The following is a 21,568-nucleotide window of genomic DNA, read 5'->3' as shown; positions in this document are numbered from 1 at the left end:
AGAATGAAGATTCAAAATATTGTTAAATTAAGCCTCATCTGTTTTGCCTTCGGAAACCTGTCCGCACAGAATCCGTGGCCGCAAACCAGCGAGACCGCAAAACCGTGGACCCGCTGGTGGTGGATGGGAAATGCCGTCGACGAAAAGGGATTGGACAAGCAACTGACCACTTTACACCAGGCGGGTTTCGGAGGTGTGGAAATCGTGCCGATTTACGGCGCAAAAGGTTTTGAAAAACAATATATCAATTACCTTTCTCCGGAATGGATGAAAATGCTTCGGTTCACGACCAGCAAAGCGAAGAGCCTGAATATGGGCGTCGATATGTCGGTCGGGACAGGCTGGCCCATCGGCGGCCCAAAGGTAGATGAACAGGATGCAGCCACGAAAATGATTGTTCAGACCTACACGATAGCATTAGGCGAAAAATTTTCAGATAAAATCGTTTTGAAAGATGAAAAACAAAAGATTTTAAAAACCATAAAACTGGATATTGTAACCGCTTACAATGAAAAAAACGAAGCGGTTGTTTTAACGGATAAAGTAAATGCTGACGGCTCTTTAAACTGGAAACCAGGTTCAGGGAAATGGACGGTTTACGCCGTTTTTGTGGGAAAAACTTTGCAAAAAGTAAAACGTGCCGCGCCGGGTGGTGAAGGGTATACCTTAGACCATTTTTCGCCGGATGCCACCAAAGGCTACCTGAAAGCTTTCGATAAGGCTTTTGGAAATTCCAACTACGGGATCCGTTCTTTTTTCAATGACAGTTATGAGGTGTACAGTGCCGACTGGACGCCGGATTTCTTAAATGAATTCAGGAAAAGAAGAGGCTATGATTTAAGTCCGTACATCAAATATCTCGTGAGCAACGAAGAAAATGAAATTGCAGGAAGGGTAAAATCGGATTACCGGGAAACGCTGAGCGAATTGATTTTGAACAATTTCACCAAAGATTTCACCAACTGGGCCCATTCCAAAAACTCAAAAAATACCAACCAGGCACACGGTTCTCCGGGAAATCTGCTAGATTTGTACGCAGCAGTTGACATTCCAGAATCTGAAACTTTCGGAAGTTCGATTTTTGAGATTCCGGGTCTGAAAAGAGGTACGGCGGATATTCAGAAATCCGACATGCCGGATTTCAATATGCTGAAATTTGCTTCTTCGGCAGCGAATGTGACCGGTAAAAAATTAACTTCCAACGAAACTTTTACCTGGCTGACCGAGCATTTTAAAACTTCGTGGTCACAGGCAAAACCTGAAGTGGAGCAGGTGTTTTTATCGGGAATCAACCACGTTTTTTACCACGGAACGACGTATACACCGGCGGATGTGAAGTTTCCGGGATGGCTGTTTTATGCGTCGGTAAATTTCGTTCCTGAAAACAGTTTATGGCCGCATCTGAAAGGATTGAATTCTTATATCGAACGCACGCAGTCTGTTCTGCAAAGCGGAAAATCGGATAACGAACTGCTGATGTACTGGCCGGTTTACGACCAATGGGCGGGTCCGAAAGGGAAGGACGTGACGTTCAAAGTTCATAACGTTGAAAAATGGTTAGTGCCGACCCCGATGTATGAAAATATGAATAAACTCAGTAAAATGGGTTATTCGCTTGATATGATTTCAGATAAAATGATAGGCGAATCGAAGTCAGAAAATCAGAAAATTAAGGTGTCGAAGGAAGGCTCTGCGTATCAGGTTTTAATTATTCCTGAACTGACATATCTGCCGGAATCTACCTTGAAAAACATTCTGGATCTGGCTCAAGACGGAGCATCCGTTATTTTTCAGAATGAGCCGGAAGATATTCCCGGAAATTTTGAAGTGGAGAAAAGAAGAACGCAGTTAAAAGCTTTATGGAGCCGGATTCCGTTTCAAAACCAGGCCGGCAATGTGAAAATGGCCAACGTCGGAAAAGGTAAAATCGTTTTGAGTTCTGACGTGGCAAAAGCTTTGGGGTACTTAAAAATCGAAAGGGAAAAACTGACCGACATGGGATTAAAGTTTGTGAGAAGACAGTTTGACGGCGGGAAATATTATTACATTGTCAATCATACTTCAAAGGAAATCAATCAAAACATCCCTTTAAATTTTATCGGTAAACAGGTCACTTTAATGAATCCGGAAAACGGAGATTACGGGCTTGCCGAAACTCAGAATAATTCAGTCAGGGTTCAGTTGAAATCAGGAGAATCTTTGATTATAAAAAATACGGAAGATATTTACACCTCAATTCGCAATTGGTCTTACACGGAAAAAACGGATGCACCGATTGTTCTCGACCAACCGTGGCAACTGGCTTTCAGAGAAGGCGGTCCCGAACTTCCGGAATCGAGAACTATCAAGAAACCGGAACCCTGGACGAATTTCACCGACGATGTTTCCACGCAGCGTTTTTCAGGAACCGGCGTATACACGACCACTTTGAAGTTGAAAAAGAAAAGTGCCGACGACTATCTTTTAAAATTTGATAAGCTTTACGAAAGCGCAAAAGTGATGGTCAACGGCCGGGAAGCCGGAATTGTGTGGAGCCTGCCTTTTGAAATCAACATCGGGAAATACCTGAAAAAAGGAAAAAATACCATCCAGATTGAAGTCTGCAACCTGATGGCGAACAGAATCCGGGATATGGACCGGAAGAAAATCCAGTGGCGGAATTACCATGAAATCAATTTTGTGAATATTAACTACAAGCCATTTGATGCATCCAACTGGAAAGTTCAGCCTTCCGGTCTGGACGGAGAAATCCAATTAATTCCTATTCATTATTCAAAATGATCTGAATGATTATCAGTAATGAATTGAACTTTGTGTTCTTCTATAAGTGGAACGCCTTTGTGCAACTTAAAAACAGTTAGTAATTTAAAAAAGCTTTGCGAACTTTGCGTTGAAAATTATCAGGAAAGCAGATTAAATAAAATATGAAATCGAAAATTCACTTATTCAATAAAATAAATCATTAATAATGAGTTCAAAAAATATCATAAAAACATTCGCATTAGGAACTTTGCTGACGTTCGGTTTTTCCAATGCCCAGCAGAAACCGAAAGTTGTTTTAGACAACTTTTTCAATAACGAAAAAAAGGAAAACAAGGAAACCAAAATCCTGGAACCTTGGCATTACACCTGGAACGACACCAGCAACGGCGGGTTTTCGCTGCTCGGCGAAATCTTCACAAAACAGGGTGCAGAAATCAGTACGCTGACAGTGGCTCCGACCAAAAAGGATTTGAAAAACGCCCATATTTATATCATCGTGGATGCGGATATTGACAAAGAAGCGTATGGCGGAAAGGCCAATCTGATAGACCCGGCAAGCATTAAGAACCTGACGGATTGGGTAAAGAAAGGGGGTGTTCTGGTCTTAATGAGCAACGACAACGGCAACTCAGAATTCGAACATTTCAATAAACTGGCGGGCGAATTCGGGATTCATTTCAATGATGACAGCTATAACCGCGTCCAGAAAAGAGAATTCGAGCAGGGAAAAGTGGTGGTTCCGGCCGGCAATGAAATTTTCTCTGAGCAGAAATTGTATATGAAAGAGGTGAGTTCCATCGACGTGAAATCCCCTGCCAAAGCTATTTTAACGGCAGAAGGAAAAAACATCGGAGCGGTTGCAAAATTCGGCAAGGGGACGGTTTTCGCATTGGGAGACCCGTGGTGCTACAACGAGTACATCGACGGCAAAAAATTACCCGCTGACTTTACCAATTACCAGGGCACTGAAGAGTGGGTAAGATGGTTGCTGAAGCAAACTTCCAGAAAATAATAGTAGAAGTGCGATCGGTTGAATCTGTCTGAGAAGATTTATTTGGGCAGCTTAATCCGCCTTCCACTCCCGCTTTTTTGCTCGTCGTTCCTCCTCACAAAAAGAGCTCCGTTCAAGTCGGGCTGCGAGAGATTCAGCGCAAAAAATCCTTGTAAGGTGTACTAATCAATAGTAACGGGCATTAGCCCGTTTAAGAAATGCTTCTTCAAATTAGGCTTTAGCCAAAACTTATAAAAGCAAGAGATTTTAAATATGAAAATTAAATATATCTTCATTACATCCTCCATTTTCCTTTCACAGATATTTTCTGCCCAAAGACAAATGGAATACCTGAAACGAGGAATCGTTGCCCTGCCTTCAGATTCGGGTATTTTTGTAAGCTGGCGGTTGCTCGGCACAGAAGCTCAGAACACCCATTTTGATCTGTACCGGACTGAAAATAATGTTACCAAAAAGCTGAACGGAAAACCACTTCTTAATGAGACTCATTTTTTAGATAAAACTGCTGACAAAGCAAAGAATTATACGTATTTCGTCAAATCAAACACGCAGGACCAGTCGGTAGACATGGATTCTGCCAACTATAGGGCGAATCAGAAACCCTATTTTTCAATTCCGTTGAGAACACCACAGGGTTACACGCCCAATGATGCATCAGTTGCCGATCTGGACGGTGACGGTGAATACGAAATCATTCTTCATCAGACCGGAAGGTCCAAAGACAACAGCCAGAAAGGAGAGACCGACCCGCCCGTCATTCAGGCTTATACCATGGACGGAAAGCTTTTGTGGGAAATTAATTTAGGTAAAAACATACGGGAAGGAGCACATTATACGCAGTTTTTAGTTTATGATTTAGACCAGGATGGCAAAGCGGAAATCGTCATGAAAACCGCCGACGGAAGCAGGGACGGCGAAGGGAAATTCATCGGCGACCCGGCAAAAAATTACGTCAACGAAAACGGAATGATTCTCTCAGGACCGGAATATCTGACGGTTTTTGACGGTCAGACCGGCGCTGAAATTCATACGGTCAATTACCAGGTTCCAAGATTTGCCGGCAGTTTAAACCCGACCGATGAACAGATGACCGAAACCTGGGGCGACGCCAAAGGAAACCGGATTGACCGATTTTTGGGAGCGGTTGCTTATCTCGACGGCAAAACGCCGAGTGTGGTGATGTCGAGAGGGTATTACACCAGAACGGCGATTGCAGCCTGGGATTATAAAGATAAAAAACTCAGTCTGCGGTGGCTTTTTGATACCGAAAGTTCAGAAGAAAATAAAAAATACCGCGGACAGGGAAATCATAACCTGACCATTGCGGATGTCGACAACGACGGAAAAGATGAAATTGTTTTCGGTGCAATGACCGTTGATGATGACGGAAAAGTGTTGAACAGCACGGGTTTTGGCCATGGCGATGCGTTACACGTCGGAGATCTCGACCCATCCAATCCGGGGCTGGAGATTTTTGATATTCAGGAGAGGTTTGATGATGCGGGCGCGCATTTCAGAGACGGGAAAACCGGAAAAGTTTTATGGAAATTACCGTCTACCGTTTACAGTAAACAGGGAAAGTATCAGGGTCCGGGAAGAGGATTGTCTTTGAATATCGACCCTCGTTATGAAGGTTCGGAATCCTGGGCCGCCGGAGCCGGGCTGAAAGGAATTTACGATACCCAAGGAAAAAAAATCAGTGATAAAAATCCACCGGCCAATATGGGGATCTACTGGGACGGCGATTTTTTAAGCGAAATTTTAGACGGAACCAATGTCTCAAAATGGGACTGGAAAAACGAGAAATCCAATTTAATTTTTGATGCTAAAGATTTCCAGTGTGAATCAAACAACGGAACCAAGAAAAATCCGGCTTTGGTTGCCGATTTGTTCGGAGACTGGCGGGAAGAAGTCATGTACAGAACTTCCGACAATCAGGAATTGAGGATTTTTTCCACAACAATTCCGACAAAACACAGGTTGTACACTCTGATGCACAATCCGCAGTACCGATTAAGCATTGTGTGGCAAAATGTGGGTTACAATCAGCCTCCGCACACTGATTATTACCTGGATGAATCGATCAAGGGAATGCCGAAACCGGATATTAAAACGATAACTCCAAAAAAATAAATCATTAATGAAAATCAAATTCATCATTCCTGTGGCTGCTTTGATCATGCTTATCGGAGCGTCATTTCAGAAACTTCAGGACAAGCCGGTCCTTTATATTATCGGGGATTCTACGGTACAAAACGGTTCGGGAAAAGGTTCTGATTCACTTTGGGGTTGGGGAAGTTTTATGAATCTCTTTTTAGACACGACAAAAATTGAGATTCAAAACCATGCAAAAGGCGGCAGAAGCAGCCGGACTTTCCTGACGGAAGGCCGCTGGGATTCGGTGATGAAAACGATTAAAAAAGGAGATTACGTTTTGATGCAGTTTGGTCACAACGATGGCGGCAAACTGGCTGATACGTTAAGGGCAAGAGGGACGATTAAAGGAATCGGAGAGGAGTCAAAAGATATCTACAACCCAATCCGGAAAGTGAATGAGACGGTGTATACCTATGGGCATTACATGAGGAAATATGCGAATGAGGCGAAATCCAAAGGGGCAATTCCCATTATTGTTTCGCCGGTTCCAAGAAATAAATTTGATGAGAAAGGCAAAATTGAAAAAGACCAGTACGGAGTCTGGGCTCAGGAAGTCGCCCAACAAACCGGAGCTTACTTTATTGATTTAAATGAAATGGTTATTGAAAAATATCAAAAAATGGGAGCCGAAAAGGTAAAAGCTTTCTTCCCGAAAGACCATACCCATACCAACGAGGCGGGCGCCGTTCTCAACGCTGAACTGGTGACAGAAGGGATTAAAAAACTGAAAGGCAGCGAACTGAAAAAATATATAAAATAAACAATATGCGAAAATTATTAACAGCAGGTTTTTTTGCACTGATCATCGGGGGGATGACTTCCTGTTCGGTTCAGAAACACAACTCTGTAAGCAAGATTGAAATTCCCGATAAAAAAGAGGTTCTGGAAGTTTCAAGAAGAGCCAATCAGTATTTCATGAACAAATGGCCGGACACCGGGAAAGACATTGTCGGCAAGAAAGTGTGGCCCAGCAATCTCTGGACAAGAGCGGTGTATTATGAAGGATTGATGGCATTGTACCAAGTGGATCCGAAAAAAGAATATTATGATTACGCAATGTCATGGGCCAATCACCATAAATGGGACCTGATGCGCGGAACGTATACAAGAAATGCCGACCATCAGGCCTGCGGACAAACCTACATCGACCTTTACGAAATTGACGGAAGGAAACACCCTGAAAGAATTAAAGCGGTTAAAGCCTCAATGGACAGCATGATTGCCACTCCGAAAGTAGATGACTGGTGGTGGATCGATGCCCTGCAAATGTCAATGCCTATTTTTACAAAACTGGGCAGGATCACCGGTGAGCAAAAATATTTTGATAAAAATTACGAAATGTATGCCTACACCAAATACAAGCACGGAGGAAACGGGTTGTACAATCAGGCAGACAAAATCTGGTGGAGAGACAAAAGCTTCGTTCCGCCATATAAAGAACCGAATGGCGAAGATTGTTACTGGAGCAGAGGAAACGGCTGGGTAGTGGCCGCTCTGGCGAAAACTTTACAGGATACTCCGAAATCTGATCCGCATTACCAGGAATATTTACAGGACTATAAAGATCTTCTGGCGGCTTTGCTTCCGCTTCAGAGAGAAGACGGGTTCTGGAATGTCAGCTTGCATGACCCAAACAATTTCGGAGGAAAGGAAATGACCGGAACAGCACTTTTCGTTTACGGAATGGCATATGGTGTGAATAACGGATTAATCGACAGAGGAACTTATCTGCCGGTTTTGGTGAAAGCCTGGAATGCCATCGCCAAAGATTCTGTGCAGCCCAACGGATTTTTAGGCTGGGTACAGGGAACCGGGAAAGAACCGAAAGACGGCCAGCCCCTTTCTGTAAGCAAAGAACCCGATTTCGAAGACTATGGTTTAGGGTGCCTGTTGCTTGCGGGGAGTGAAGTTTACAAATTAAAGTAAAATATTTAACCGTTAAGAGTATTAATAGCTTAAAGATATTAAGGAAAGCCGGGGGCGTTTAATGAGTACCCTTCTAAAAACCGAAGCAAAACCTTAACGACTTACAGAATCTTTGCGGTGTAATTTTGAGACTGATTTCTCGCGGATCAGCGTAGATTTTATGAATCAATCTATATATTGTATGGGATTTTTACAGTACCCTACTCAAACCTAACGGATTTTTAAAATCTGTTAGGTTTTTGTTTTTCCTCCACATATGGTAAGCTGAAGTCACCGGGATTATAAACTTACCGTTCAAATTAAACATTAAAAATCAGCAGATCTTTTTATATCTACTTGTAAAGTTAAACACAGGGTTAAATTCCGGAAGAAAAATTCCGTCTGAAACAGAATGACATCCGTACAAGGTTCTTAAAAATAAGCATTTAAGCAATTCTTGCGGATTCCTTTTAATTTTATTACTTTTTCAAACTGTTTTACATGACACTACAAGATGCGCAATCGATTACATCTTGCTAATTTTCAGACTCAACCAATACGATACTTATGAATGCACTATTAGGGGTTTTTTTTCATTTTTTGGGAGGCTTTTCCTCAGGGAGTTTTTATCTGCCGTATAAAAAAGTAAAAGGATGGTCGTGGGAAACCTATTGGTTGATTGGCGGTGTCTTTTCATGGATCATTGTTCCGCCTTTGGCCGCCTTTCTTACCATTCCCGGTTTTTGGGAGATCATCATGAGTGAGCGTTCATCCATATTAGGACTGACGTTTCTGTTCGGCGCGCTGTGGGGAATCGGCGGTTTTACGTATGGCCTGGGGGTGCGTTATTTAGGGGTTGCGCTGGGGAGCAGCATTATTTTAGGGCTTTGCATGGTCTTCGGATCACTGGTTCCTTCCGTTTTTTATGAATTTTCCCCGCAGCCGGGAAAAGATACCATCGGTTTGATGATGTCAAGTCCATGGGGGGAGTTCGTATTGCTGGGGCTTTTTGTTTGTGTGATAGGGATTATCATCAGCGGAAAAGCGGGGATGATGAAGGAAAAAGAACTGCAGACCGAATCTGCAGATCCTCACGGCACCCCGGTAAAAACGGAATATAAATTCGGGTTAGGCCTGGTTGTTTCCATCATATCAGGCGTCCTGAGTGCCTGTTTTAATTTCGGACTGGAAGCCGGAAAGCCGATGGCCCATGTAGCCAACGAAGCCTGGAAGCTTACCCATCCGGACCAGGGGGAATTCCTTTTTCAGAATAATGTCACGTATGTGGTGGTCCTTTGGGGCGGAATGGCAGTCAATCTGATCGGATGCCTGTACCTGGCTTTTAAAAATAAATCGTATGCTGATTATACCAGGAGAAATGTCCCTGTGGTAAAAAACATTATTTTCTGCGCACTGGCAGGAACCATGTGGTTTTTGCAGTTCTTTTTCTACGGAATGGGAGAAAGCAAGATGGGGAACGGGCCGAGCTCATGGATCTTACATATGGCCTTTATTATCTTCATTGCCAATTTATGGGGCATCATTATTAAAGAATGGAAGGGCGTCTCAAAAAAAACCGTTGCCACCATTACGGCGGGAATGATGGTCATCTTTATTTCTATCCTGATTGTAGGATACGGAAATTCTTTGAGGTAGAGAAAACATGGTTCCGTTTGTATCATTTAAAGTTTCATTCATATTTATATAGTTCAATTTTTGTAAGGCACTGATTTTTTTCAGTGTCTTTTTTCTGCTGACGGTTGATATTCCGGTGAAACGGAATAGCGGATAATTCCACATTTTGATGGTGTAATTTCAATATAGGATTTTAAATATTATAGGTGTATATTTATTTAAATGATTGTAATATTCCTTTTTTAATATAAATTAATGTAAATAATTAAGATAAATTATGAATTGTATAATGCAGGATATGGCAGGATGCCGGAATTTTTGTAACAGTGTACATTGTGAAATATTTAAATGCTAATAAAAATTAATATATGTCTTTGATAATTAAACATAAGAACATAAAGCGAATCGTGTTTCCTGCATTTATGCTTTCAACAAGTTTTGTCTGGGGGCAAAAGGCGGCAAACGATACGGTAAAAAATAATGTAAAAGATATTGAGGAAGTAGTGGTCATCGGTTACGGTAAAGTTAAGAAATCGGACCTGACAGGATCGGTCGCTTCGGTTTCTGCAAAAGACCTGGCGGCAACACCGGCGATGAATGCTTTGCAGGCGTTACAGGGAAGGGCATCCGGACTGAATATCGTTACGCAAGGCGGTGCCCCGGGAGCAGGCGCAAACGTTACGATCCGCGGAGGGGCTTCCATAACCCAGGGTACGGAACCGTTGTATATTGTGGACGGGTTCCAGCTCGATAATGCACTGAACATCATCAATCCTAATGATATTGAAAGCATTGATGTACTGAAAGGGGCTTCCGCCATCGCCATCTATGGTGCCCGTGGTTCCAACGGTATTATTGTTATCAAAACAAAAACCGGAAAAAAGGGGAGGGTAACCATCAACTATAATTCTTTTATGTCATTTGACATGCTGTCGAAGAAGCTGGATATGGTTTCCAGTGCAGAGCAGTATGTGAAATATCAGTATGAGCTGGCCCAGTTGGGAGGCGGAGCCACCAAATGGAGCAATGTATTTGACAACAGTTTGGGAACGGATTCTCCCGGGTTTTATACCGGAGCCTACAACAGGATCAGCAACAGGTACGGATCGGCCCCTGCACTGGACTGGCAGGAAAAAATGCTGGGAGGGACAGGGCTTACGCAGAACCATAACGTAAGCGTTTCCGCAGGTACCGATAAAACCCAGACCTTCATCAGCTATAATTATAACAAACAGGACGGTTTACTGCAGAATTTCAGCGAAACCAGAAATTCATTGCGGGCCAATGTCAATTCAGAATTATATAAAGGCATCCGTTTGGATTTCAGTTCGATGTTTACTTCCAATTCTACAAACGGCGGGGGAGAATATTCCGGAATGAAGAAAATATTGCAGCAGCCTATTACGGGAGGAACTTTGTTTACACAAGATCAGTTGTTTAATACACAGACTTTCCCTGACTTTTCTGCTTTAGATTCCAGTTTTGATACAGAAAACCCGTACATCGAAACAGCTGCATCCACCCAAAACAGGCGTAACAGGACATTTTTGGCTAATGTCGGGCTGGAATTTGATCTGCTGAAAGATTTCACTTTCAGGACCGCGGGCTCCTATAACTGGACGAACAGTAAGTCAACAGCATTTTCAGATAAAAATTCCCGTGCCTTTCTTACAGACCCTATCAATACAGGAATCAATGGAAGCATTGCAAATGCTGAAGCTTATCGATACCAGATTACCAATACTTTGACCTATAATAAAACATTAGGCGAAAAACATAAGATTACCGGGTTAATCGGACATGAAATTGTTTATGACAACAATGAAAGTAACAGTATGAGGCTGATAAAATTCCCGTCTATTTTAAATTACGGGTTAGATGATATATCAAATGCCACCGTAGCCGATAAAAGTACAGACAGGAAATCAAATGCTTTAATTTCTTATTTCGGACGTGTAAACTATAATTATGATAACCGTTATTTATTAACAGGTACTGTCCGAAGAGACGGTTCCTCAAAATTTGGAACGGATAAAAAATATGGAGTATTCCCATCAGTAGCTGCGGCATGGAGGGTTTCCGAAGAAGGTTTCTGGAAAAACTCTAAAATTGAGAATTATGTCAATGATTTGAAGTTCAGATTTGAATACGGGATCGTGGGAAATAACAGTATCCCGAATAATGTATTCAGAACCAATGTAGTAGGTACGGATTATCCTTCCAATAATACAGTAGGTAACTTGGCTTTAGTAACGAACAGTGTTCTGGGTAACCGCAGTGTATACTGGGAAGAAATGAAATCTACCAACATAGGAGTGGATTTAGCGATGTTTAATAACAGGATTAAATTGACCGGTGAATTCTATAACAACAATGTAAGCGGCATGCTGCTGGAGACCGTACTTCCTGCCTCTACAGGATATAAAACCCAGTTTAAAAATGTAGGTTCCATGAAAAACACGGGTATGGAATTTACCTTAAATTCTATCAATTTAAAATCTGAAAATTTCAGATGGTCTACTGATGCCAACATCGGATTTAATAAATCAAAAGTACTCTCATTAGATGAGGGAAGAACCTTCAGACCGTTCAATGCAGGGGGCGGAAGAGCCGGGATGGTCACATATTATGCCACCGTTGGAGAAGAATTAGGGGATATGTACGGCTATGTTTACCAGGGAATTTATACGACTGATGACTTTACCCAGGGTCCGAACGGAACCTTTATCCTGAAACCCGGTGTGGTGAAGCCTTCGTCCGGAACTCCTAAACCCGGAGATATGAAATTTGCTGCCGATAATGAAGCAGGGGACCAGTTTACAAGAAAACTAGTGAAAATAGGGAACGGTACGCCGGACTTTATCGGAGGGATCAGCAATAATTTTTCTTATAAAGGATTTGATTTGGCGGTGTTTATGAAATTCAGCGTAGGAGGTGATGTTTATAATGCCACCAAACAGAGTCTGAGCCCTTACGGGATTTTCCAGAATGTGCCTTCAGAATTCGGGGATAATTACTATCATCTTATTGATCCTAATACCGGCCAGGCAACAACCAATCTGGAAAGATTAAAAGAACTTAACCCTAACGAAGACTCAAGACTTTGGAGCTTAAGCAATACCAATACGGCTAACATCACGTATCCTTCTTCCTATTATGTTGAAGACGGTTCCTATTTAAGAATTTCAATGGTTACGCTGGGGTATTCTTTTCCTAAAGAATTTTTAAGTACCGTAAAACTGACCAATGCACGTATTTATGCAACGGTTAATAATTTAGCCACCATTACGGGCTATTCAGGATATGATCCGGAAGTTTCAGCAGCCGGCGGCGTTACAATTACTCCGGGATATGACAGTTCTTCATTTCCAAGATCCAGAAGTTATGTCCTGGGTATCAACCTTACTTTTTAATATTTAATTGTTTCAGTCATGAATAATATAGTTAACAAACACAATTTCATTAAGAGATTAATCATAATCCCATCTATTCTGATCGGCGGGCTCAGCATCAATTCCTGCAGCGACGAGTTTTTAAATCAGCCTGCTTATAACTCTTCCGACACAGAATCGGTCTTTACCAATATAGAAACCGCGGATGCATTTGTTCAGGGCCTTTACAGAGGCCTGGTTCCGACAGAGATGTTCTACCAGCTGGGGGCAGGAGATACCGTTACCCATTCTGCCGAAGACGGAACAACCAATAATTCCAAATACAATATTGCCAACTACCAGTATGATGCCTATACGCCGAATACCGTGACAGGAATATATGCTGCCATGTATGCGGTGATCGAAAGGACCAACATTGCGATTAGCCGGCTACCGGGCATGCCGGCCAGCCCGAAGCGTGATGCGTTATTGGCAGAAGCAAAAGCCATCCGTGCATTTTGCTACTATAACCTGATCAGGGTTTACGGTGACGTGCCTGCCATTTGGATCCCTTTGGAAGAAGCAGATCCCAATGATCCCAATACCTTGTATCCGAAACGTACGTCACGTGATGTGATTTATGATAAAGTAATTGGTGATATCCAGGAATCCATCAGCAATATGCCGGCTTCCAACGGGACACCGGAAAGGCTTAACAAACAGTCGACCAACGCACTTTTAGCAAGAATTGCTTTGTATGCAGCGGGATATTCTCTCCGTTGGGACCTGAATACCGGAGCAGCGGGTACCATGTCCCGTCGCCCGGATAACGCAAGAGTCCAGCAGCTTTACCAGATCGCCGATGCAGCGGCCGCTTCTGTAATCACCGGCGGCACCAACAGTCTGGTGCAGGCCCAGGGCGGCAAAAGCGGCTTTGAAGCGCTTTGGTTTAATTTTGACAGAAGGAATTTTTCAGCGGTCAACCAGGAAATGCTCTGGCACATCGCTGAATACGGCCCTAATACCAATTCAGCATTCGGAGTGTATGCACATCCGGGTTCCAGAGGGGGAACTTACGGTTCCCGTAAAGCCCTGCAGTTTATCCTTCCGAGTTATTACCTGTCTTTTAATCCGGCAGATAAACGAAGGGATGTTGCTACGACGTCTTACAGTGTGTACTTCTTAAGAACAGGTAATGCAAGTGATACCTGGGTAGATGTAGGAACTACGTATTCCTGTATTATGCCGGGCAAGTTCAGGATTTCCTGGTGCGTGGAGCCCCAGGCGGCAGATGCACGTAACCTGAATATCCCGATTATAAGATATGCTGATGTTTTATTGATGTATGCAGAAACACAGAATTATTTGAATGGAGGCCCTACTGCATTAGGTATTGCTGCTTTACAGCAGGTAAGAAACCGTGCAGGGATAGGCTCGCTAGCCATACCAAGCGGGCAGCAGGCTTTCGAATCGGCTATTGTCCAGGAGCGTAAGTGGGAATTTTCAGATGAATTTATGCTTCGCACCGATTTAATCAGGATGAACCGTCTCGCCAGTGAAATTGATGCGACAAAGGAGGCGATGAAAAACTTATCCAGCCGCACAGGCCAATTTGCGTCAACGCCAATTTACAGACTTTACAAATATCACAAAAATACACAGGTATACGGAGATCCGTTCTTGGCCGTTACTTATATTGATTTAACAGATCCTGCACAGATCGCACAGGTACAGGCCGTTCCTGCCAATTCATCAGGCTATGCAGCCTATCAGACAACGTTGAAAGATATAGCCCTGGCGAACGGACAGGCTTCAACGGCTGATGACAAATGGTATCCCGTGAACATGTTCCAGGCATACACCAGTACATTTAACGGGAACGCAAGAAAAGCCGTCGGGTTTGTTGAAGGATTCAATCAGCTTCAGATCGGTAATATTATTTACACGAAACCAACCGGATCATTTGAAAACGGAGGCGTGTATCCAACCTGGATCGAAGGTAACGGAGACGGTCTTTTCTACGGATTCGTACCGAATAAAACAGAACTGCTTCCTTTTGCGGCCGCTTCTGCAGGACATCCGTTGGTGGATAACCCTAACCTGACCCAGCTTCCCGGATACTAATCATTACTAAACCAAGCACCATCAAAAATATCAAATCAATCTTAACCTTATGATAATAACCGTACCGCTGGACGCACGTGATAAATATCATTGTTAAATGATCTTTAAATAATCGGTTCAGCAGTATAGTACGGGATGCTGTACACATTACTACAGTCTAAATTTGGGTTAAAATTCAGAAACAAAAGAAAACAAATGGAAAACGTAAAAACATTCAGATACGTAGATTATTTATGGGACGAAAATAAAGCTGCCTCTTTTGGGGATGACCAGGTGGCTTTGTTTTTATACCGTTCAAACATATTAGGAGCAGACTTAAGAATTACCAATTACGGCGGAGGGAACACCAGCTGCAAGACCATTGAAAAAGACCCGTTAACCAACGAAGAAGTTGAGGTCATGTGGGTGAAAGGCTCAGGGGGCGACATCGGAACCCTGACCAGAAAAGGAATCGCCGGATTATATACGGAAAGACTGAGAAACCTTAAAAATGTATACGGAGGTTTGGCAGACGAAGACAGAATGGTAGGCCTGTTTGATCACTGTATTTTTGACCTGGACAGCAAAGCGCCTTCTATTGATACGCCGCTGCATGGCTTGCTTCCGTTTAAACATATCGACCACCTTCATCCGGATGCTTTAATTGCAGTAGCTGCCGCTAAAGACAGCGAAGCCGTGACCAGAGAGATCTGGGGAGACACCATGGGGTGGGTGCCCTGGCAGCGTCCCGGTTTTGATTTAGGTTTACAGTTGGAAAAATGCTTAGCCGATAATCCCGGAATCAGAGGAATTGTCTTAGGCAGCCACGGACTGTTCACTTGGGGAGATACTTCGTACGAATGTTACATCAACAGTCTGGAAGTAATCGAAACGGCTTCTGAATATATCGCTAAAAAAATAGAAGAAAACGGACAGGTTTTCGGAGGGCAGAAAGTGGAATCGCTTCCCGCTGAAGAACGTAAAAACAAAGCGGCTCAGCTGATGCCTTTGCTGAGAGGTCTGGCTTCCTCTGAAAACAGGATGGTAGGCCACTTTACCGACAGTGAAGCGGTGTTGGAATACATCAACAGCAACGATCTGGAGCGCCTGGCCCCCATGGGAACCTCCTGTCCGGATCACTTTTTGAGAACAAAGATCCAGCCTTTGGTGTTGACCTTGGATAAGAATGAAGATTTAACGGATGCTCAAGCTGTCCTTGAAAAACTGACTCCGCTTTTCGAACAATACAGAAAAGAATACAAAGAATATTACGAAACCTGCAAACATCCGAACAGTCCTGCCATGCGTGACCCGAATCCGGTGATCATCATTTATCCGGGAGTAGGGATGTTCAGTTTCTCAAAAGATAAGCAGACTACCCGTGTGGCCAACGAATTTTATGTGAATGCCATTAACGTAATGCGTGGTGCAGAAGCAATTTCCGAGTACACTTCACTGCCAAGACAGGAAGCATTCGATATCGAATACTGGTTGCTGGAAGAAGCCAAGCTTCAGAGAATGCCGAAAGAAAAGCCGCTGTCAAGGAAAATTGCGATCGTAACCGGCGCAGGCGGCGGAATCGGGCAGGCGATTGCCGATAAAATGGTTCAGGAAGGCGCTGTGGTTGTTTTCACAGACCTTAATCAGGAAGCGGTAAATGCTGTGACGGCGAAATACAGCAAAGACCAGGCGGTTGCCGTTCCGTGTGATGTAACCGATGAAGAAGCGATTGCCCATGCATTTAAAGAAGCGGTGTTGGCTTTCGGTGGAGTAGACATCATCGTTCATTCTGCCGGCCTGGCGATTTCCAAATCTTTGGAGGATACTACGGTAAAAGACTGGGATCTGCTGGAAAATGTTCTGGTAAAAGGACAGTTTTTAATGGCGAAAAGCGGGGTGGAAATTATGAAAAAGCAAGGTCTAGGAGGAGACATCGTTAACATTGCAAGTAAAAACGGCCTGGTAGCAGGCCCTAATAATGTAGCCTACGGAACTGCAAAAGCGGCGCAACAGCACATGACCAGATTACTGGCCGCAGAACTGGCCGCAGATAAGATCCGTGTAAACGTGGTGAACCCTGACGGCGTCATCGTAGGAAGCAAGATCTGGGAAGGTTCCTGGGCGGAAGGCCGTGCAAAAGCAAACGGAATTACCGTGGAAGAACTGCCTGCATTTTATGCAAAAAGAAATTTACTGAATGAAATCATCCTTCCTGAAGATATTGCCAACGGGGTATTTGCCTGCGTTGCTATTTTAGACAAAAGCACAGGAAACATCATCAATGTAGACGGAGGAATGGCCAATGCTTTCCCGAGGTAATTTTAAAATAGATAATGATTAAATTGCGGTTTAATCTGAAATAAAAAGTTAAACCATTAAGAATAACTTGGAATTAAGTAAAGTTAATACGTGCAGGCAAATGTAAGTCTGATGAGATTTATTTCTCTTAATAAAACTTATGGCCTTAAAAATTCTTGATGGTTTAAAATAAATTTTGTTTAAGGCTGAATTTTCAGTTTAAAACTTTAAAAATCAAACTATGATTATAGGAAAAGATACTATTGAACAATACAATAAAAACGAAGTTGAAAACTTTAATTCAGACTTTGATTTTCTGCAGAATAAATTAACAAAATCAGGAGCAAACGTTACTGAAATTGTCAATAAAATTGCCAACTTTCAGGTAGCGATTCCGAGCTGGGCGTTAGGCGCAGGCGGAACAAGATTCGGGAGGTTTTCTTACGGCGGCGAACCTTCATCGTTAGAACAAAAACTGGATGATGTAGGGCTGATTCACGCTTTAACGCATTCTGCAGGAGCGGTTTCTCTGCATATTCCCTGGGATATCCCGACTGATATCAAAGCGATAAAAGAAAAAGCAGAGGCCCATGGTCTTTTGTTCGATGCCATGAATTCCAATACATTCCAGGACCAGCCGGGAGCAAAACAATCTTATAAATTCGGTTCTCTGAATGCGGTGAATGAAGGTGCAAGAGCGTTTGCGGTAGAACATAACAAAGAAGTGATCAGGATCGGAAAAGAACTGGGCTCCAAAAGCCTTACCGTCTGGCTGGCAGACGGCGCAAGCTTTCCGGGGCAACTGAATTTCCAGACGGCTTTGTCAAATACGGAAAAAAGCTTAAAGGAAATTTATGCAGATATGCCGGAAGACTGGAAGCTTTTCATCGAATATAAACCTTAAGAACCTAATTTCTATTCAACCACCATCCAGGATTGGGGAACTTCTTTTATGCTGGCAAACGCTTGTGGCGAAAGAGCTTTCACGTTAGTTGACCTAGGTCATCATTTACCGAATACCAACATCGAACAAATCGTTGCAACATTGATGTACAAAGGTAAATTGGGTGGTTTCCATTTCAACGACAGCAAATATGGCGATGATGATCTGACGGTTGGATCTATTAAACCTTATGCCTTATTCCTGATTTTCAATGAACTGGTGTACGGAATGGAAAATAACCCGGACAATCCTTATCCGGCCTGGATGATCGATGCAAGCCATAACATCAAAGATCCTCTGGAAGATCTGTTACAGTCTCTGGAAGCGATCCTTATTGCGTATGCACAGGCCCTTCTGGTAGATCAGAAAGCCCTGAAAACAGCACAGTTAAACAATGATGTGGTTGCTGCTCAGGATATTTTGCAGAACGCATACAGAACGGATGTCCGTCCGTTGTTACAGGCGGCAAGGTTACAAACCGGTGCTGCATTGGATCCTATTGCGGCTTACAGAAACCTGAAGGTAAGAGAAAACTTAATTACCGAAAGAGGTTTTGAAACCAAAGCGACCGGATTATAAACCTGTTAAATTTTGATAATTTCAACTTTCGGGTGCAACCGGAAGTTTAATTATAGGTATCCTTATATTTTTATCATTAAGGTTGAAAGTGTTTAGATGAACATGATTTCAGGCATTGCTTGCCGCTTAAGAATCAGTGGATTTTTTCTTACAGCATTTTTGTTGTCTAAACACTCCTTAATGGTTTTAACATTACTAAAACTAATCCCATTCTATTATAAATTTAATTCATCTCAGGAATGTCCAAAAAAAAGAAGGTAACCATCGTATTTGATATTGGGAAAACCAATAAAAAGTTTTTTTTATTCGATAAAAATTACAAAGAAGTGGTGCGTGAATATACCGAGCTTCCTCTTACTGCTGATGAAGATGGTTACCCCACTGAAGATCTTGCCGCACTGCAGAACTGGATCAAGGATAATTTTAATGCCATGCTTGAAGATGAAAACTTTGATGTAAAAGCCATCAATTTTTCCACATACGGAGCCAGCTTTGTGCACCTGGACCATAAAGGAAATGTCCTGACGCCTTTATATAACTATACCAAACCGATGGATCAGGAAATCCTTGACCTGTTTTATGAAAAGCATGGAAGCAAGCTGAAAATTGCCCGTGAAACGGCATCGCCCCAGACCGGAATGCTTAATTCAGGGCTGCAATTGTTCTGGCTGAAATATAAGCATCCGGAAATCTTCAAAAAGATCCGGTACAGCCTTCATCTGCCCCAGTATTTATCGTATCTGTTTACCGGGATCTGTGTTTCGGAATTTACTTCAATCGGCTGCCATACCAATTTGTGGGATTACGATAAAGCAGATTATCACGACTGGGTATACGAAGAAGGGATCGATGCTTTACTGGGTCCTATTGTCCCGACTTCTGCGAGCATCAATACCTCGTACAGAAATAAAAAAATGAAAATCGGTGTCGGGATTCACGACAGTTCTTCCGCATTGCTCCCTTATATTTTAAGTAAAAAAGAACCGTTTTTACTGCTTTCAACCGGGACCTGGAGTATTTCCCTGAATCCTTTTAACGACGAAAGCCTGACGGATGAAGATATTGAAAACAACTGCCTGAATTATATGCGGATCGACGGTAAACGTGTAAAAGCGTCCCGTTTTTTCATGGGGAATGAATATAAGATCCAGGTTGAAAAGCTGTGTGCCTATTATGGAAAAGAATACGGTTTCCACAGGGAAGTACAGTTTGACCAGGATCTGTATCTGCGTTTAATGAAAAACAAAAATATCTATTTCCGTTTTGAAGGGATTATCTTAAAGCGGAAAATGATTACCGCAACCGACTTAAATTCATTCACCACCTTTGAAGAAGCCTACCATCAACTGATGATTGAATTGATGGATCTCCAGATTCACACGATTACCAATGCCATCGGAAATTCAGAAATCAAAAACATCTATATCGACGGTGGTTTCACGGACAACGATGTCTTTATGAAACTGATGTCCCACCATTTCCAGCACTACCATGTGATGTCAACCCATTCTCCGCTGGGATCGGCATTGGGCGCGTCGATGGTGATTTCCAACAAGAAAATAGACGAAACTTTTTTACAGCAGCATTATCAGATGAAAGTGCTCCAACCCTTAATCCTTAATTTATAAAACATGGCATTTCCATTTGATACCAACTATGCTTCCCTCGAACTGCTGATCGAAAAAGCAAAAAAAAGAATGCCCCGTTTCGCTTTCGAATATCTGGATGGCGGCTGTAACGAAAACATCAACAGGGACCGGAATACCAACGAACTGAGGGAAGTTCTGCTCCGTCCGCGTTACCTCAACAACCATTATGCGGAAGCCAATATGGAAACGGAATTATTCGGGGTAAAATATTCCGCCCCGTTCGGGATTTCTCCTGTCGGACTGCAGGGGTTGATGTGGCCCAATGCACCTGAAATTCTGGCAAAAGCAGCTTTTAAACACAATATTCCTTTTATTTTAAGCACCGTGACGACCAGCAGCCTGGAAAGAATTGCTGAACTGACCGAAGGAAAAGCCTGGTACCAGCTGTACCATCCGAGAGAAGAATGGCTTCGTGACGATATTCTCCACCGCTGCGAAGCTTCGGGTTATGATGTCCTCGTTGTTTTGGCTGATGTTCCGACTTTCGGATACCGGGCAAAAGAAATCAGGAACGGCCTGGCTATGCCTCCGCAACTGAATTTCAGGAATGTTTCCCAAGCGTTGGCAAGACCCGAATGGTGCCTGGAAATATTGAAACACGGCGTTCCAAGTTTTAAAACGATGGAAAAATACATGGATAAAAACATGAACGTGAAGCAATTGGGACAGTTTATGAACTCTACGTTTTCCGGCAGGTTAAATTCAGACAGGATCAAAGCTATCCGCGACCAGTGGAAAGGGAAACTGGTCATCAAAGGTGTTGCTTCCGATGAAGATGCCGCAGAAGCGGTACGCTTGGGATTTGACGGAATGATCATCTCCAATCACGGCGGAAGACAGCTGGATGCCGGAGAATCCACAATTGCCGTGGTCAAAGAAATCAGCGAAAAGTACAAAGGCCAGATCAAGATCATGATGGACAGCGGCGTAAGGACCGGTCCGGATATTGCCCGTGCCTTAAGCTGCGGTGCCGAATTTACCTTTATGGGACGTACCTTTATGTATGCCGTCGGAGCTTTGGGCGACAAAGGCGGCGATCATATTATCGAAATGCTTAAAATGCAGTTCAGACAGGTGATGGAGCAGGTTTGCTGTGAAAAACCGGAGGAACTGCAGAATTTTAGGGTGAAGTAGCTTTTTAAAACCAATTTTA

General features: G+C 43.0%; 11 protein-coding genes and 1 pseudogene. All 12 read left to right on the top strand.

Features of this window, described 5'->3' with window-relative positions; translation table 11 throughout:
- The first annotated feature begins 3 nt into the window (after window positions 1-3).
- Window positions 4-2,781 (top strand): glycosyl hydrolase, encoded by a 2,778-nt coding sequence (locus tag H561_RS0106630; protein WP_027386294.1) that lies wholly within the window; start codon window positions 4-6, stop codon window positions 2,779-2,781.
- Window positions 2,782-2,968: 187 nt separating this feature from the next.
- Window positions 2,969-3,775 (top strand): DUF4350 domain-containing protein, encoded by an 807-nt coding sequence (locus H561_RS22150; RefSeq protein ID WP_034761502.1) that lies wholly within the window; start codon window positions 2,969-2,971, stop codon window positions 3,773-3,775.
- Window positions 3,776-4,027: 252 nt separating this feature from the next.
- On the top strand, window positions 4,028-5,908 hold the full coding sequence (locus tag H561_RS0106620; RefSeq protein ID WP_034761500.1) for a rhamnogalacturonan lyase: 1,881 nt from the start codon (window positions 4,028-4,030) through the stop codon (window positions 5,906-5,908).
- A 7-nt stretch (window positions 5,909-5,915) separates the two neighbouring features.
- Window positions 5,916-6,692 carry a GDSL-type esterase/lipase family protein gene (locus tag H561_RS0106615; RefSeq protein ID WP_027386292.1) on the top strand — a complete coding sequence of 259 codons (777 nt, stop codon included), beginning with the start codon at window positions 5,916-5,918 and terminating at the stop codon, window positions 6,690-6,692.
- A 5-nt stretch (window positions 6,693-6,697) separates the two neighbouring features.
- Window positions 6,698-7,858 carry a glycoside hydrolase family 88/105 protein gene (locus H561_RS0106610; protein WP_027386291.1) on the top strand — a complete coding sequence of 387 codons (1,161 nt, stop codon included), beginning with the start codon at window positions 6,698-6,700 and terminating at the stop codon, window positions 7,856-7,858.
- Between the two features lie 546 nt (window positions 7,859-8,404).
- Entirely contained in the window at window positions 8,405-9,493 is a 1,089-nt protein-coding gene (gene rhaT / locus H561_RS0106605; RefSeq protein WP_027386290.1) for an L-rhamnose/proton symporter RhaT, read from the top strand.
- 347 nt (window positions 9,494-9,840) lie between these two features.
- On the top strand, window positions 9,841-12,885 hold the full coding sequence (locus tag H561_RS0106595; protein WP_027386289.1) for a SusC/RagA family TonB-linked outer membrane protein: 3,045 nt from the start codon (window positions 9,841-9,843) through the stop codon (window positions 12,883-12,885).
- Window positions 12,886-12,903: 18 nt separating this feature from the next.
- Window positions 12,904-14,967, top strand: a complete 2,064-nt coding sequence (locus tag H561_RS0106590) for a RagB/SusD family nutrient uptake outer membrane protein (protein ID WP_027386288.1) — start codon at window positions 12,904-12,906, stop codon at window positions 14,965-14,967.
- A 195-nt stretch (window positions 14,968-15,162) separates the two neighbouring features.
- The gene (locus tag H561_RS0106585) at window positions 15,163-17,265 is read left to right on the top strand and encodes a bifunctional rhamnulose-1-phosphate aldolase/short-chain dehydrogenase (RefSeq protein ID WP_027386287.1); all 2,103 of its coding nucleotides are present in this window, start codon (window positions 15,163-15,165) and stop codon (window positions 17,263-17,265) included.
- Between the two features lie 220 nt (window positions 17,266-17,485).
- A pseudogene (locus H561_RS22145) lies at window positions 17,486-18,766 on the top strand (TIM barrel protein).
- 239 nt (window positions 18,767-19,005) lie between these two features.
- Window positions 19,006-20,394: an FGGY-family carbohydrate kinase gene (locus tag H561_RS0106575; RefSeq protein ID WP_027386286.1), complete on the top strand. Its 1,389-nt coding sequence runs from the start codon at window positions 19,006-19,008 to the stop codon at window positions 20,392-20,394.
- Between the two features lie 3 nt (window positions 20,395-20,397).
- Complete coding sequence (locus tag H561_RS0106570) at window positions 20,398-21,549, top strand: alpha-hydroxy acid oxidase (protein WP_027386285.1); 1,152 nt, start codon at window positions 20,398-20,400, stop codon at window positions 21,547-21,549.
- Window positions 21,550-21,568 lie beyond the last annotated feature (19 nt).

The sequence above is a fragment of the Chryseobacterium gregarium DSM 19109 genome (genome assembly GCF_000430845.1).
In the GTDB taxonomy this organism is placed as follows: domain Bacteria; phylum Bacteroidota; class Bacteroidia; order Flavobacteriales; family Weeksellaceae; genus Chryseobacterium; species Chryseobacterium gregarium.
Note: the sequence above shows the minus strand (reverse complement) of the source record. Positions and strands in the feature narration are given on the sequence as shown.

Excerpts from the sequence above, each read along its gene's own strand:
- H561_RS0106570 (WP_027386285.1), top strand. The coding sequence starts at position 20,398 with ATGGCATTTCCATTTGATACCAACTATGCTTCCCTCGAACTGCTGATC.
- H561_RS0106590 (WP_027386288.1), top strand. The coding sequence starts at position 12,904 with ATGAATAATATAGTTAACAAACACAATTTCATTAAGAGATTAATCATA.
- H561_RS0106585 (WP_027386287.1), top strand. The coding sequence starts at position 15,163 with ATGGAAAACGTAAAAACATTCAGATACGTAGATTATTTATGGGACGAA.
- H561_RS0106630 (WP_027386294.1), top strand. The coding sequence starts at position 4 with ATGAAGATTCAAAATATTGTTAAATTAAGCCTCATCTGTTTTGCCTTC.
- H561_RS22150 (WP_034761502.1), top strand. The coding sequence starts at position 2,969 with ATGAGTTCAAAAAATATCATAAAAACATTCGCATTAGGAACTTTGCTG.
- H561_RS0106595 (WP_027386289.1), top strand. The coding sequence starts at position 9,841 with ATGTCTTTGATAATTAAACATAAGAACATAAAGCGAATCGTGTTTCCT.
- H561_RS0106575 (WP_027386286.1), top strand. The coding sequence starts at position 19,006 with ATGTCCAAAAAAAAGAAGGTAACCATCGTATTTGATATTGGGAAAACC.
- H561_RS0106610 (WP_027386291.1), top strand. The coding sequence starts at position 6,698 with ATGCGAAAATTATTAACAGCAGGTTTTTTTGCACTGATCATCGGGGGG.
- H561_RS0106620 (WP_034761500.1), top strand. The coding sequence starts at position 4,028 with ATGAAAATTAAATATATCTTCATTACATCCTCCATTTTCCTTTCACAG.
- H561_RS0106615 (WP_027386292.1), top strand. The coding sequence starts at position 5,916 with ATGAAAATCAAATTCATCATTCCTGTGGCTGCTTTGATCATGCTTATC.
- rhaT (WP_027386290.1), top strand. The coding sequence starts at position 8,405 with ATGAATGCACTATTAGGGGTTTTTTTTCATTTTTTGGGAGGCTTTTCC.